Genomic DNA, 13,477 nt, shown 5'->3' with positions numbered 1-13,477 from the left:
CAAATACTTATGCAAGATAAGTTGGGGATATTAGCGAGTTTATGCATAAAACCAGAGTAAACCGCTGTTCTTAAAGACTTGCGCAGCATGCCGTGCAAATGATACTGATATTGCGCGTTAAATAACCCCATAAAGCAACGCAACACAATTCATACCCCTTTCAGTGGGTGCCATTACCTCCTGGAATGGCGCCTTTCATCGAGGAAGTCTGTAGTGAAGAAAAAAACAAAAGTCAGCCTGGCCTGGCAAATTTTGCTGGCTCTGGTGCTGGGCATACTTCTGGGCAGTTACCTGCATTACCACGCCGAAAGCCGTGACTGGTTAATCTCGAACCTGCTGACCCCGGCGGGCGATATCTTTATCCATCTGATTAAAATGATCGTCGTACCGATCGTCATCTCGACCCTGGTGGTCGGCATTGCCGGCGTAGGCGATGCGAAGCAGCTGGGCCGTATCGGCGCGAAAACCATTATCTATTTTGAAGTGATCACCACGGTGGCCATCGTGCTGGGGATTACCCTGGCTAACGTCTTTCAGCCAGGAAGCGGCATTGATATGTCGCAGCTGGCGGCGGTGGATATTTCGAAATATCAAAACACCACGGCAGAAGTACAGAGCCACGCGCATGGCCTGATGGGCACCATCCTCTCGCTGGTACCGACCAATATCGTGGCTTCGATGGCGAAGGGCGACATGCTGCCGATCATCTTCTTCTCGGTGCTATTTGGTCTCGGCCTTTCCTCGCTGCCCGCTACCCATCGTGAACCGCTGGTCACGGTGTTCCGCTCTATCTCTGAAACCATGTTTAAAGTGACGCATATGGTGATGCGCTACGCGCCGGTGGGCGTGTTCGCGCTGATCTCGGTGACCGTGGCGACCTTCGGCTTCGCTTCACTGTGGCCGCTGGCGAAGCTGGTGATTCTGGTTTATTTCGCCATTCTGTTCTTCGCGCTGGTGGTGCTTGGCATCGTGGCGCGGGTATGCGGACTGAGCATCTGGACCCTGATCCGCATTCTGAAGGATGAGCTGATTCTGGCCTACTCTACCGCCAGCTCCGAGAGCGTGCTGCCGCGTATTATCGAGAAGATGGAAGCCTACGGCGCGCCAGCGTCGATCACCAGCTTCGTGGTGCCGACCGGCTACTCCTTTAACCTCGACGGCTCGACGCTGTATCAGAGTATTGCGGCTATCTTCATCGCCCAGCTGTACGGTATTGATCTGTCCATCTGGCAGGAAATTACCCTCGTGCTGACGCTGATGGTGACGTCGAAAGGGATTGCCGGCGTACCGGGCGTCTCCTTCGTGGTGCTGCTGGCGACGCTGGGCAGCGTGGGCATTCCGCTGGAAGGTCTGGCGTTTATCGCCGGCGTTGACCGTATCCTCGATATGGCGCGTACCGCGCTGAACGTGGTGGGCAACGCGCTGGCGGTGCTGGTTATCGCCAAGTGGGAACACAAATTTGACCGCAAAAAAGCGCTGGCGTATGAGCGTGAAGTGCTGGGCAAATTTGATAAAACGGCGCAATAAAACAGAAAGCCCGGTGACATCGCACCGGGCCTGAGAGAAAAGCGTCGCGTTTCTGTCGGCGGCTAACGCCTGACCCGGCCGAAACACTCCAGCCAGAACGGCTGGTGAACATCTCCAACAAGCCCGGCGTATGGACTGCGCCGGGCTTTTTCTTATCTTTTACTTATCCTGTCGAACTCTTCACAGCCGGTATCAAACCCCTCCTGACAGCTAACGTTGAGCCAGTGCAGCGCTTTCTGCCGGTTCGGTTCGATAAAGCCTTTTTCCCCCTGCAGGAAAAGCATCCCGGCCCAGTATTCGGCGTAGCCGGTACGGGAGAGGGCAGAGCTCTCTTTAAAGTACTGCGTCGCTTTGACATCATCTTCCGGAAGATGAACGCCGCTGGCGTAAATCAGCCCCAGCAGCATCTGAGCGTCAACGGCTGAATCGCTTTCCGGATCCTGCGCGGCGTGCTGTAACAGAGTGATGGCGTGGGGGTAGTTCGGCGTACCGGCCTGCTGGTTCACCAGCACCCGGGCGAGAACAATTTCCCCCGCCTTGCTGCCTGTTTGTACGGACTTTTCCGCCAGCACTTTAGCCTGGTGGTAGTCGGCCTGCTGAGGATTGCGGATTTTGAGCTGGGCCAGCAGCGCCAGCGCGTCGCCATCGCCGTTGTCTGCGGCTTTCTGCGCCCAGAATTCGGCCTGGGGAAAATCGCCGAAGCTGACGTAAGTATCCGCCAGGTAATATTGTGCACGTGGATCGCCGGCTTCGGCCTGCTGTCTATACTGGCTACCTGGTTCCATGGCGCCTGAGGTGAAGCTTGCTATCACCAGCAGTAAATAGAGGTATTTCATTTTTTATTATCGGTAGAGGACATAACGAGCAGTATAAAGGCAGGGGAAGAAGAAGAAAACGCCGGGAACTCGTGGGGGATACTTATGGTTTATCCGAATAATCGTGCCGTCTGTTTCCCCGGGGGCGGCGCCGACGCGCCTTGCCCGGGCTACAGATTCACAGTCGTCTGCGGTCCGTTAGCCCGGATAAGGTGTTAGCCGCCATCCGGGGGGATTGATTCACAGTCTTCTGCGGTCCGGTAGCCCGGCCAGGTGCGAAGCACCGCCTCCGGGGAGGCGGTCCGATTAACCCAGCGCGCTTTCGCGCAGGCGGGCTTTCAGCTTGTTGTACTCATCAATGACGTACTGCTCAGCGGCACGCTGGTCGGCAATCGGCTCAACGTTGACGGCGCAGTACTTGTACTCCGGCGTTTTGGTTATCGGGCTCAGGTTCTCGGAAACCAGCTCGTTACAGGCGCCAATCCACCACTGGTAGGTCATATAGACCGCCCCTTTATTCGGACGATCGCTGACCTGCGCGCGGGTGATAATACGGCCCTTACGCGAGTTCACCCACACCAGCGCCTCATCCTCAATGCCCAAACGTTCGGCATCGGCGGTGTTGATTTGCGCATAGCCAGGTTCATCCGCCAGCGCGGCCAGCGCCGCACAGTTACCGGTCATCGAACGGCACGAGTAGTGGCCGACTTCGCGCACCGTCGACAGCACCATCGGGTACTCTTCGGTGAGTTTGTCAATCGGCGCGACCCAGTCGCAGGTGAAGAACTGCGCCAGACCGTTCGGGGTATCGAACTTCTCTTTAAACAAATAAGAGGTCCCCTGATCGGCGTCGGACTCATCGCGGCACGGCCACATGACGTAGCCTAGCTCGCCCATTTTCTCGTAGGTGGCGCCGTAGAAATCCGGACACAGATGCCGCAACTCGTCCCAGATCTCCTGGGTGTTGTTGTAGTGCATCTTGTAGCCCATCCGGGTAGCGATTTCGCTGATAATCTGCCAGTCGGTTTTCAGGTCCCATTTCGGCTCTACCGCTTTAAAGAAGCGCTGGAAGCCGCGGTCCGCTGCGGTATAGACGCCTTCATGCTCGCCCCACGAGGTGGACGGCAGGATAACGTCGGCCGCTGAGGCGGTTTTGGTCATGAAAATATCCTGGACGATAACCAGTTCCAGATCGTCGAATGCCTTACGCACTGCGGACAGCTCGGCGTCGGTCTGGAGCGGATCTTCCCCCATAATATACGCCGCCCGCACTTCGCCATGCGCCGCGCGGTGCGGCAGCTCGCTGATGCGGTAGCCGGTGTGCGCCGGCAGGCTATCGACGCCCCAGGCTTTGGCGAACTTCTCGCGGTTCTCCGGGAACTTAACGTATTGATAGCCCGGATAGGTATCCGGCAGCGCGCCCATGTCGCAGGCGCCCTGAACGTTGTTCTGGCCGCGCACCGGGTTGACGCCGACGCTCGGCTTGCCGAGGTTGCCGGTGAGGATCGCCAGGCTGGTCAGCGAACGTACGGTTTCCACGCCCTGGTAGAACTGGGTCACGCCCATGCCCCACAGGATCGCGGCGGATTTCGCGCTGGCATACATACGGGCGCAGGCGCGGATCTCCTGGGCGCTCACGCCGGTGATCTCTTCCACCGACTCTGGCGTGTAGCCTTCGACGATTTTGCGATACTCTTCGAAGCCCTCAGAACGGCTGGCGACGAAGGATTTATCGTAGAGGTCTTCTTCGATAATCACGTGCCCGATAGCGTTGAGCAGCGCGATATTCGAGCCGTTCTTCAGCGCAATGTGCATATCGGCAATGCGCGCGGTTTCAATTTTACGCGGATCGCAGACGATGATTTTTGCCCCGTTGCGTTTGGCGTTAATCACGTGATTCGCCACAATAGGGTGTGAATCTGCCGGGTTATACCCGAAGATAAACACGAGATCGGTATTGTCGATCTCGGTGATGGCATTACTCATAGCGCCGTTACCGACCGATTGGTGCAGACCTGCAACCGATGGGCCGTGTCAGACGCGAGCGCAGCAGTCGACGTTATTGGTACCAATAACGGCGCGCGCGAATTTTTGCATCACATAGTTGGTTTCGTTACCCGTTCCGCGGGACGAGCCGGTAGTCTGAATCGCGTCCGGGCCATATTTCTCTTTAATAGCGCTGAGGCGAGTGGCGACGTAATCGAGCGCCTCATCCCAGGAGACGGATTCCAGCTTGCCGCCGCGCTGGCGACGGATCATAGGGGTTTTCAGGCGCGGGGTAAGGATCTGGGTATCGTTAATGAAGTCCCAGCCGTAATAGCCTTTCAGACACAGGGTTCCCTGGTTGGTTTTCCCCTGTGCCGCTTCCGCCCGAACGATTTTGCCGTTATCGACCACCAGGTTGATTTTGCAACCTGATGCGCAATACGGACAAACCGTGACGACTTTTTTCATCGGTCTTGCTCCAGTTAATCAATTGGCGCATACGCGCTATCGCGCCGTCACTATGCATCTTCTATGCCATGTTTTCATTGTGGGTATCGCCTGATGATACGTTGTTTTTTTGGGCGAAATGCTGACGAAAAACAGGCTATCGTCAGTTTTGACGTGTCGACGCGGGAGCAGGTGACGCGCTCGGACAGACGATGATGGATAGCCCGGGAGGGGCGCAGCTCCGCTTCCGGGGAGGATAGCGGGCAGGCTTGAAAGCGGTGCTGCGCTTATTGGGCTAGGTCAAATAACGGCTTCTCGCCAGCGCCGCCGCGCCCCGGGCGCCGTTAAACGCCGAGGAGGAAGCGGCGATAAAGCGTACGGCCTGATACGGTAGCGGACGGCGAACGTAGGTTTTAACCCTGGTGATTAGGGCGTCGCGCGGGAAAGCGGGCATATCCATTACTCCGCCGCCGAGGATCACCGCATCGGGGTCGAACAGGTTAATACTGGTGGCGATGGCGCGGGCGGCATGATTCAGCAACTGCTGCACAAACGGCTCCTGTGCGGCATGAACGAACAGCTCGCCCAGTTCGTACGCGCGCGGCTGCTGTTCATACCAGCGCTTTAGCGCAATGCCGGAGCAGACGGTTTCCAGACAGGCGGGGTTGCCGCAGGCGCAGGTGAGGGCGTCATCGCCCTGGGGGATATGCCCCAGCTCGCCCGCCACGCCGTGGGCGCCGGTCCACGGCCCGCCGTTTAGCCAGACCGCGAAGCCCATACCGGTGCCAAGATAGGCCGCCAGCACCTCCTGCTCCTGCAGGCCGTTCTGCTGCACATCAAAAGAGAGCTGCAGATTCACATCGCGGGAAAACTCCACCGGGCAGCCCAGCGCCGCTTCCAGCCGGTCCGCCAGGTTATACAGATCGTCAGCGGCCAGAGGCAGGTTGGGGGTGGAGATAATCGTCCGCTTGTCTTTTGCCACCAGCGCCGGAAACCCCATCACCAGCCCGCAGCAGCGGGCATCATGTTGGTTTAGCTGCTGCTGTAGCAGGTTTTTAATGCCGTTAACCAGGCCGTCGGCGTTAATCACCTCCGCGGTACGCAGCTTTTCGCAGTGCAGCGCTTCGCCCTGCGCCGTTTGCAGGCAAAAACGGATATGAGTCGCTCCCATATCCACGCCCGCGACGACGTTACGCTGTTTTTGCATGAGGCTGTACCTCGTTTTTTGCCGCCAGAATTTGCTCGACCATGATCTGCCACGCCTCTTCAATCTTCTCGGCGTGATTAAAGAGGCCCGAAGTGCCGACGATAAAGACGTCCGCGCCCGCCGCCATCAGTTTTTCATAGGTGGCTTTATTGCAGGAGCCATCGATTTCGATCTCGTAGTTCAGCCCTTCGCGCTCGCGCCAGGCTTTAAGTTCAGCGATTTTCTCCAGCATTTCCGGGATAAATGGCTGTCCGGCAAAGCCCGGATCGACGGTCATTACCGTGATTTTGTCGGCTTTATGAATGTAGTACTTCATGGTCTCAACCGGGGTTTCCGGGTTAAGGATCAGCCCGACTTTCATGCCGTGGCGTCGAATTTCTTCGATCAGGCGGAAGGCCTGGCCGTTGATGGTTTCCGGATGCAGGGTGATAAAATCCGCCCCCGCCTGCGCCAGCTGGCTAATGTAATCCTGCGGGCGAGTGACCATCAGATGGCAATCCAGCGGTTTGCTGGCCAGCTTTTTGACCTGGCCGACGAAAAACGGCGACAGGGTCAGGTTCGGCACAAAATGACCGTCCATGATATCGATGTGAAAATAGTCTGCATGCTGGTCGATAAACTCGATCTGTTCTTTAAATTTCAGCAGATCCATACACATTAAAGAGGGAGCAATTTTCATGATAAATTCCTTACTTACTGATAAGACGGTCGAGGGCGACAGCCGCGATGATTAATCCGCCCATTACCACCAGCTGGTAGTAGGTTTGTACTTGCAGAATGTTCAGTCCGTTATTGATGGTGCCGATAATCAGGCCGCCGATGACCACCGAGAAGATGCGTCCTTTGCCGCCGAAGAAGCTGGTACCGCCGATGATGGCGCTGGCGATGGCGTAGGTTTCAAAACCCATACCGGCCAGCGGCTCTGCTGCGCCGAGACGCGCGGTGGAGACCACGCCCGCCAGTCCGGCGCAAATACCGGAAATGATGAACACCAGCAGCATGTGAAACTTGACGTCGATACCGGAGTAGAAAGCGGAGTTTTTGTTGCCGCCCAGCGCGTAGATATTGCGGCCGACGCGCATACGGGTGGTCAGGAACCACAGGATCAGCGCCACAATCAGCGAGAAGATCACCGGTACCGGGATGCCCAGCGGCGTGGCGGCAAAGAAGTTAACGAAATCAAATGAAAAGCCGTACACCGAGTTGGCATCAGAGATAACCAGCGTGATACCGCGGAAGATGGCGTTGGTGCCGAGGGTAATAATGAACGGATGCAGCCCGGTCCAGTTGACCAGACAGCCGTTGATGGCGCCCAGCGCGCCGCCGACCAGCACGCCGCCGATCAGCGCCGCAAGGAACGGGTCAACGCCCGCCAGCATCAGCTTGGCGGTGACCATCCCGGAGAGCGCGAGGATCGCCCCGACCGACAAGTCGATCCCGGCGACGAGGATCGCGAAGAACTCGCCCATGCCGATCAGCACGGTGACCGAACTCTGGACAAAGATCTGCGTAATGTTGTTGGTCGTCAGGAAGTACTCCGACGAAAGGGTGCCGAAGATGGCGACGATGATAGCGAGGATAAAAAAGGTGCCGTATTTATCCCAGAACAGCGCGAAGTTAAACGGTTTTTTCTCGTCCATATCGCCTTTTACTCTTGTGGTAGTGCCCATGCCATAATCTCCTCTTCGCTCATATCGTCGCGATTGGTCAGGATTTGCGTCAGTCGCCCTTCGCAGAACACGGCAATGCGGTCGCAGACGGCGATAATTTCAGGTAGTTCGGATGACACCATCAGGATGACTTTTCCGTCATCGGCCAGCTGGCGCATCACTTTATAAATTTCGGCTTTTGCGCCCACGTCGATACCGCGCGTCGGCTCGTCAAAAATGATCACTTCGGGGCTGCAGCATAGCCATTTCGATATCAGCACCTTCTGCTGGTTACCGCCGGATAGCTCGGTAATGTTCTGATCGACCGAATGGCACTTCAGCGCCAGCAGCTTGCGCTGCTCTTCCGCCGTTTTGCGTTCGTCGCCTTCGCGGAACAGCCCCATGGCCCCTTTGTAGCCGCCGCGCTTCAGGCTCTGGCTGACTGCCATATTCTGGGCGATAGAAAAATTGGGGAAAAAGCCGTTTTCCCGGCGGCTTTCGGTGATGTAGCCCATGCCTTTCTTTAAAGCGTCCAGCGGCGAGCGGGGGGAGATCGCTTTGCCGTTGAGGTAAATCTCACCGCTGCTACGTTTATCAACCCCAAACAGGCAGTCCATCAGTTCGGTGCGCCCGGAACCGACCAGTCCGGCAAAACCGAGAATTTCGCCGCGATTCACGCTAAACGAGATATCGCGTACCTTTTTCTTGTCATGGCTGGTGACGTTTTTCACTTCAAACACCGTCTCGCGGGCGATATTGCCGGTGCTCTCTTTCATGGCGTTGAAGCGGTTTTGCAGTTCGCGGCCAACCATCAGACGAACGATGTCATCGTTATTCACTTCGCTGACCATCCCGCTGCAGACGCTGCTGCCGTCTTTCATGACCGTATAGCGGTCGCAGATGCGGCGTATTTCCGCCAGCTTGTGCGAGATATAGACAATGGCGGTGCCCTCTTTCCGCAGCTGATTCATGATCAGAAACAGATAGTCCACCTCTTTATTGGTCAGCGAGGAGGTCGGTTCATCCATGATCAGGACTTTGGCATCAAGCATCAGCGTCTTGGCGATTTCCAGCATCTGCTTGTGGCTGATGGAGAGATTTGCCACCTTTTCGTCTAAGTCGATCTTCAGCCCGACGCGCAGCAGCATCATCGCCGCCCGCACGCGCATTTCTTTCCAGTCGATCACGTTGACGCCGCAGACTTTTTTCGTCAGATGGCGGCCAATATATAAATTCTCCAGCACCGTTAATTCATCAATGACGCTGAGTTCCTGATAAATAATTCCAATGCCGAGCTGGGCCGCTAATTTATGATCAAGCTTGTCGTAGTTAACGTTATTAATCGTAATGGTGCCTTTGGTCGGTTCATGTATTCCCGACAGAACTTTCATCAGCGTTGATTTACCGGCACCATTTTCCCCTAATAACGCATGTATTTCATGGGGGTAAATAGTTAAATCAACCGATTTTAATGCGTGAACCGGGCCAAAGGATTTGCCGATCCCCGCCATTGAAATATATGGCGTGAGCATAGATTTTCCTTATATTTTCACCCTCTCCGTGCGGGAGAGGGTCGGGGTGAGGGCAACCGTCAGTACAAGGTCAGTCTTATTTCGTCACCAGAATGGAGTCCACCAGCTTAAACTGCGGGGCTTTATCCAGAGGGATGACTTTGCCGCTCTTCTCAGCATCGACCATCAGCTTAAGACCCGTAGCGCCAATATCCGCCGGGTTCTGAGCGACTGTGGCGGTCATCTGTCCGGCTTCGACCATTTTGCGCGCTTCAGGAATGCCGTCGGTACCGACTACCAGTACCTTGCCGGTTTTGCCGGCATTAGCGACGGCCTGGGCGACGCCCATTGCCATGGTGTCGTTGGCGCAGTAGATCGCTTTAACGTTCGGGTTACGCTGCAGCACGTTGGTGGCGACGTCCAGCGCCTTGATGCGGTCCCAGTCGGCAGGCTGACTGGCAACCAGCTTGATTTGACTCGCTTTTTTGAAGGCTTCGGTGGCGCCATTGCGGCGGGCCTCACCGGACGCGTTACCGGCTTTGCCTTCGATAATAGCGACTTCGCCGCCTTCAGCACCCAGTTTGTCGATGATAAACTCTGCGCCTTTCGCCCCGACCGCCACGTTATCGGTGGTGACAAAACCTTCTACGTTGCCGCCGGCTTTCTTCAGGTTATCCATATCGATTTTTTCATCGAGGTTGACCAGATAGATGCCCTTTTTCCAGGCTTTAGCCACCGGCATCACCAGATTTACCGAGGAGAGCGGCGCAAAGGCGATACCTTTGTAGTTTTTATTGCTCAGGTCTTCAAACAGCTGCAGCTGCGACTGAAAATCCCCTTCAGAAGGTGAGGCAAAAATATCGACGCTCACGCCCAGGGTTTTGGCTTCGTCTTCAATACCCTTTTTCATATCCACCCAGAATGGGTTGGATAAGGTTTTTAAGACCACGGCATAATCGGCGGCGGCAAAGGCGCTGGTGGATAACATTACGCCCATAGCCGCGCCGCTGAAAAGTTTCAGATATTTATTCATATCAATACTCTCGGTGTAAGATACAATTTTATTGATCCCACTGATGTGGGATCGGCTTTTATTTACTTCAGCGCGCCTGGAGAAAAGAAATTAACAATCGCGCCGGTTTTTTGCATGTTTAAATTCGCTTGTTCAATATTAAGCTGGGCAACGGAAACAAAGAATGCATCTAATAATGTCAGTTGTAATATACGCGCTGAGGCGTTTCGGCCTAATAAAGGCGTCTCTGGTGCTGGCGAACAAATAATAAAATCAGCTAATTTGGCAATCGGCGAATGATAGCTGTGGGTGATGCAAATAATTTTTGCCCCGTTCTTTTTAGCCAGCTCCACCGCGGATTTAATATCGCTGGTGCGCCCGGAGTGTGAAACCACCAGCACCACATCGCCTTCTTTCAGCAACGAGGCGGACATCATCATGATATGCGCGTCCGGGTAGGCCTGGCAGCGCACGCCGATACGTAAAAATTTATGCTGCACGTCGGCGCAGATGGCGTTGGAGCCGCCCGCGCCGTAAAGATCGCGCTGGTTAGCCTGAGCGAAAAAGCGCGCCGCGCGGTGAATCTCGTCGACGTTAACGATCGACTGGCCTTCCATAATGGTGCGCAGAGTGATGTTAAACACCTTGTTCACCACATCCTGCGGCGCTTCATCAAAGGAGAGCTCGGTCGGTAGCACCTGCTCAGATTGCGAAAAGTAGGCCTCCAGCGCGCTGCGCAGGTTACGAAAACCGCTAAACCCGAGCAGCTTAGAAACCTTAACGATCATGGCTTCTGATACCGACAGCGCTTCCGCGACGTCTTTAATGGCCGGCGCATCGCTGAGATTGCCGGGGGTAAGCAACCATTCGACGATACGGCTCTCGTTTTCGGTCATGCCTTCCTGCTTCATGCGAAGCCAGGGGGCAAGGCCGATACCGTTAGGGAGCGAACTGGATTCTGACTGACTCATCGCTTTCTCTTTGTCCATAAAATGAAGACGACACTATATCACCACAGGCAAAACAAAAAAGATACCGCCAACTTCACAAAATTTATTTTTTTATAAAGTTATGTTTATTGTGAAGTTTTGCTAAAATTCATTTTTACTTTTACATGCAATAAATTCATTATAAATCATACTATTGTGTGATTTATATGGTTCTTTTTCTGAAAAGTGCATATGGCGTTAAATAACGTTTTCGACTTGATTTGTAAAATATCAGCGTGTAGAAAGGAGCCGGATGATGCTATTTTCAGCGTTTCCAGGGGCATTTTTAGGCGTTTAAATCACAACGCCAACCATCCTTGTAAAGTTAACAACAGGCGAGGCTAAGTATGAAAAGGATTGCATTTGGCTGCGATCATGTCGGTTTTATCCTGAAAGACGATATCGTTGCGCATCTGCGCCAGCGTGGGATTGACGTCGTGGATAAAGGCGCATGGTCTACGGAACGTACCGATTATCCGCGCTATGCCAGCGCCGTCGCTGAGTCCGTTGCCGCTGGTGAGGTCGACGGCGGGATCCTGATCTGCGGCACCGGCGTCGGCATCTCTATCGCTGCCAATAAGCATCCCGGTATTCGGGCGGTGGTGTGCAGCGAGCCCTACTCGGCGCAGCTTTCACGGCAGCATAATAACACCAATATTCTGGCCTTTGGCGCGCGGGTGATCGGCCTTGAACTGGCAAAAATGATCGTCGATGCCTGGCTGGATGCCGAATTCGAGGGCGGGCGCCACCAGGGGCGGGTAGACGCGATCGGCACGATTGAGCAGCAGCGGATTTGAGATTCCTCCGCTACTCGCCGCGGTAGCGCTTGATTAACGTAAAGCCAGCCCACCGATGAGACTGGCTTTATGAAACGTTATACTACCGCTTTGCTTTTTTGCACCCTATCCCTCGCCGGCCAGCTGGCGCACGCCGATGTGATCGACGACGCTATCGGCAATATTCAGCAGGCTATTAACGATGCTTACCACCCGGGCGATAGCCGTTCCGACGACGATGACTATGATGATGGGCGCTATCAGGGCAGCCGTCAGCAAAGCGCCGATCGCCAGCGGCAGTATGAAGACAGACGACGACAGCTTGAAGATCGCCGCCGCCAGCTTGACGAGCGTCAGCGCCAGCTGGACAGCGATCGGCGACAGTTAGAAAACGACTGGCGTCGTCTGGATGATGATTACTGATGCCGGGCGATCCGCGGCGGGAGCCAGGGAATCAGCAGTCCCATAACGATGCCGGACGGCAGCGCCGAGATAAGCAACAGCGGGATTAAATAGAAAAACATCGGAATAAAAGCGCCGATGATGCCGCAGCAAATGGCCGTTATCAGAGGCCCGGCAATCCCGCCTGCCAGCATTCGATAGTACCAGGCGCAATCAGCGTGGCCCGTCAGGATAGCCATGAAAATGCCGGTTAACAATGCGGGTAAAAAGCCAATACCCCAGGTGAGGGATAATACTTCCGGAAGATGATTGAGGAGCTCATCAACTGAGATGACCCTGGGTAAAAAGAGAATGAGCGGTAGCGGTATTAACGGCCCAAGGGCCACGAACCAGCCTGCATGATGAATCATTCGTCCTGTCACGATCGTTTCCTTCCCTGTTTTTTTGTCCGTCGGGAAAGGTATTTCACTACTGTGAAGCGAGGATGAAGTCAGGGTAAAACGGTGATAGAAAATTAGCTCAGTTCGGGCAGGGCGGGGACCAGCTCTTTCAGCAGGGCGACAAGTTCGGGGTCCATATAGCGGTAGTCGTCGGGGATATCCAGCACGTAAAGCGGTTTATTTTCGACCAGGCGACGATATTCAGCGACCAGTCGATTTTTATGTTTCTGCTCCATCACGCAGATAATATCCGCCCAGTTAATCAGTTCAGGAGTAAGGGGTTTTCTGGCGTTCCGGCTCGTGCCCGCAGAGCGCACGTTCATGCCAGGATAACGGCGGAACACCTGTTCCGCCGTCGGGCTTCGCCATTGATTGCGGCTACAAACAAACAGCACGTTGATCAATTCGATAACAGCTCTTCCATTCCCTGATGCGCCAGCTGGCGACGAGTTTTACGGGGATATTCCATTCCCAGCTGCGCGGCGCGTAGCAATTTTTCTGAACGCAAATAGAGATGCTTCCAGTTTTTCTCGCGACGAAAACGTAAGAGGGCGGTGTGAACATCGCGAGACTTATTGCGCTGCTTTTGCGCCATGCGCCAGCCCCGGCTACGGGTTGTTTCCATGGTCTTTTCTCTCTCAGATTAATCGGGTTCAGCAGCCGCGATAATACGGAGAGGAAAGCGCCGCTATGTTAACGCTGCCAGGGGCTTTTTA

At 55.0% G+C, this 13,477-nt stretch carries 14 protein-coding genes; 3 read left to right on the top strand and 11 right to left on the bottom strand.

Annotation, left to right across the window (positions count from 1 at the left end):
* The first annotated feature begins 213 nt into the window (after positions 1–213).
* Positions 214–1,527: a glutamate/aspartate:proton symporter GltP gene (gene gltP / locus ABLV75_RS20520; RefSeq protein WP_004109428.1), complete on the top strand. Its 1,314-nt coding sequence runs from the start codon at positions 214–216 to the stop codon at positions 1,525–1,527.
* 152 nt (positions 1,528–1,679) lie between these two features.
* Here gltP and ABLV75_RS20515 read toward each other — a convergent pair whose 3' ends face one another.
* The 8 genes from ABLV75_RS20515 to alsR all read right to left on the bottom strand — a co-directional run bounded on the left by ABLV75_RS20515 (position 1,680) and on the right by alsR (position 11,125).
* Positions 1,680–2,363 carry a tetratricopeptide repeat protein gene (locus ABLV75_RS20515; RefSeq protein ID WP_004109426.1) on the bottom strand — a complete coding sequence of 228 codons (684 nt, stop codon included), beginning with the start codon at positions 2,361–2,363 and terminating at the stop codon, positions 1,680–1,682.
* A 285-nt stretch (positions 2,364–2,648) separates the two neighbouring features.
* On the bottom strand, positions 2,649–4,796 hold the full coding sequence (gene fdhF, locus ABLV75_RS20510; protein ID WP_077598860.1) for a formate dehydrogenase subunit alpha: 2,148 nt from the start codon (positions 4,794–4,796) through the stop codon (positions 2,649–2,651).
* A gap of 274 nt (positions 4,797–5,070) precedes the next feature.
* Positions 5,071–5,982: an allose kinase gene (gene alsK, locus ABLV75_RS20505; protein WP_004109417.1), complete on the bottom strand. Its 912-nt coding sequence runs from the start codon at positions 5,980–5,982 to the stop codon at positions 5,071–5,073.
* A complete protein-coding gene (gene alsE, locus ABLV75_RS20500; RefSeq protein ID WP_004109415.1) occupies positions 5,966–6,661 on the bottom strand; it encodes a D-allulose 6-phosphate 3-epimerase in 696 nt (231 codons plus the stop codon). The genes alsK and alsE overlap by 17 nt, the downstream gene beginning before the upstream one ends.
* Before the next feature lie 10 nt (positions 6,662–6,671).
* A complete protein-coding gene (alsC, locus tag ABLV75_RS20495) occupies positions 6,672–7,652 on the bottom strand; it encodes a D-allose ABC transporter permease (RefSeq protein WP_004109413.1) in 981 nt (326 codons plus the stop codon).
* On the bottom strand, positions 7,631–9,163 hold the full coding sequence (gene alsA / locus ABLV75_RS20490) for a D-allose ABC transporter ATP-binding protein AlsA (RefSeq protein ID WP_004109412.1): 1,533 nt from the start codon (positions 9,161–9,163) through the stop codon (positions 7,631–7,633). The genes alsC and alsA overlap by 22 nt, the downstream gene beginning before the upstream one ends.
* Before the next feature lie 76 nt (positions 9,164–9,239).
* Positions 9,240–10,175, bottom strand: a complete 936-nt coding sequence (gene alsB / locus ABLV75_RS20485) for a D-allose transporter substrate-binding protein (protein ID WP_004109411.1) — start codon at positions 10,173–10,175, stop codon at positions 9,240–9,242.
* Positions 10,176–10,237: 62 nt separating this feature from the next.
* The gene (gene alsR / locus ABLV75_RS20480; RefSeq protein WP_004137474.1) at positions 10,238–11,125 is read right to left on the bottom strand and encodes a D-allose utilization transcriptional regulator AlsR; all 888 of its coding nucleotides are present in this window, start codon (positions 11,123–11,125) and stop codon (positions 10,238–10,240) included.
* A gap of 365 nt (positions 11,126–11,490) precedes the next feature.
* On the opposite strand from alsR, the gene rpiB reads away from it, so the two are divergent.
* Together rpiB and yjdP are read left to right on the top strand one after the other, a co-directional pair.
* A complete protein-coding gene (gene rpiB / locus ABLV75_RS20475) occupies positions 11,491–11,940 on the top strand; it encodes a bifunctional allose-6-phosphate isomerase/ribose-5-phosphate isomerase RpiB (RefSeq protein ID WP_004109409.1) in 450 nt (149 codons plus the stop codon).
* 69 nt (positions 11,941–12,009) lie between these two features.
* Positions 12,010–12,342 (top strand): DDRRRQL repeat protein YjdP, encoded by a 333-nt coding sequence (gene yjdP, locus ABLV75_RS20470; RefSeq protein WP_004109408.1) that lies wholly within the window; start codon positions 12,010–12,012, stop codon positions 12,340–12,342.
* Here the strand turns inward: yjdP and ABLV75_RS20465 are convergent.
* The 3 genes from ABLV75_RS20465 to ABLV75_RS20455 all read right to left on the bottom strand — a co-directional run bounded on the left by ABLV75_RS20465 (position 12,336) and on the right by ABLV75_RS20455 (position 13,386).
* A complete protein-coding gene (locus ABLV75_RS20465) occupies positions 12,336–12,743 on the bottom strand; it encodes a hypothetical protein (protein WP_004109407.1) in 408 nt (135 codons plus the stop codon). The two genes, yjdP and ABLV75_RS20465, sit on opposite strands and share 7 nt — an antisense overlap.
* Positions 12,744–12,835: 92 nt before the next feature.
* Positions 12,836–13,162 (bottom strand): phosphotyrosine protein phosphatase, encoded by a 327-nt coding sequence (locus ABLV75_RS20460; protein ID WP_026055915.1) that lies wholly within the window; start codon positions 13,160–13,162, stop codon positions 12,836–12,838.
* Positions 13,162–13,386 (bottom strand): hypothetical protein, encoded by a 225-nt coding sequence (locus tag ABLV75_RS20455; RefSeq protein ID WP_004109405.1) that lies wholly within the window; start codon positions 13,384–13,386, stop codon positions 13,162–13,164. Before ABLV75_RS20455 ends, ABLV75_RS20460 begins: the two co-directional genes overlap by 1 nt.
* Positions 13,387–13,477 lie beyond the last annotated feature (91 nt).

It is taken from the genome of Klebsiella sp. CN_Kp066, from assembly GCF_040065135.1.
GTDB lineage: Bacteria > Pseudomonadota > Gammaproteobacteria > Enterobacterales > Enterobacteriaceae > Klebsiella > Klebsiella oxytoca.
The sequence above is the reverse complement of the archived record's forward strand: the minus strand, read 5'-3'. Positions and strand labels throughout refer to the sequence as shown.

Bases quoted from the DNA above. Each gene is read 5' to 3' on its own strand.
- ABLV75_RS20515 (WP_004109426.1), bottom strand. From the start codon at position 2,363: ATGAAATACCTCTATTTACTGCTGGTGATAGCAAGCTTCACCTCAGGC.
- alsK (WP_004109417.1), bottom strand. From the start codon at position 5,982: ATGCAAAAACAGCGTAACGTCGTCGCGGGCGTGGATATGGGAGCGACT.
- alsE (WP_004109415.1), bottom strand. From the start codon at position 6,661: ATGAAAATTGCTCCCTCTTTAATGTGTATGGATCTGCTGAAATTTAAA.
- alsC (WP_004109413.1), bottom strand. From the start codon at position 7,652: ATGGGCACTACCACAAGAGTAAAAGGCGATATGGACGAGAAAAAACCG.
- alsA (WP_004109412.1), bottom strand. From the start codon at position 9,163: ATGCTCACGCCATATATTTCAATGGCGGGGATCGGCAAATCCTTTGGC.
- alsB (WP_004109411.1), bottom strand. From the start codon at position 10,175: ATGAATAAATATCTGAAACTTTTCAGCGGCGCGGCTATGGGCGTAATG.
- alsR (WP_004137474.1), bottom strand. From the start codon at position 11,125: ATGAGTCAGTCAGAATCCAGTTCGCTCCCTAACGGTATCGGCCTTGCC.
- rpiB (WP_004109409.1), top strand. From the start codon at position 11,491: ATGAAAAGGATTGCATTTGGCTGCGATCATGTCGGTTTTATCCTGAAA.
- yjdP (WP_004109408.1), top strand. From the start codon at position 12,010: ATGAAACGTTATACTACCGCTTTGCTTTTTTGCACCCTATCCCTCGCC.
- ABLV75_RS20455 (WP_004109405.1), bottom strand. From the start codon at position 13,386: ATGGAAACAACCCGTAGCCGGGGCTGGCGCATGGCGCAAAAGCAGCGC.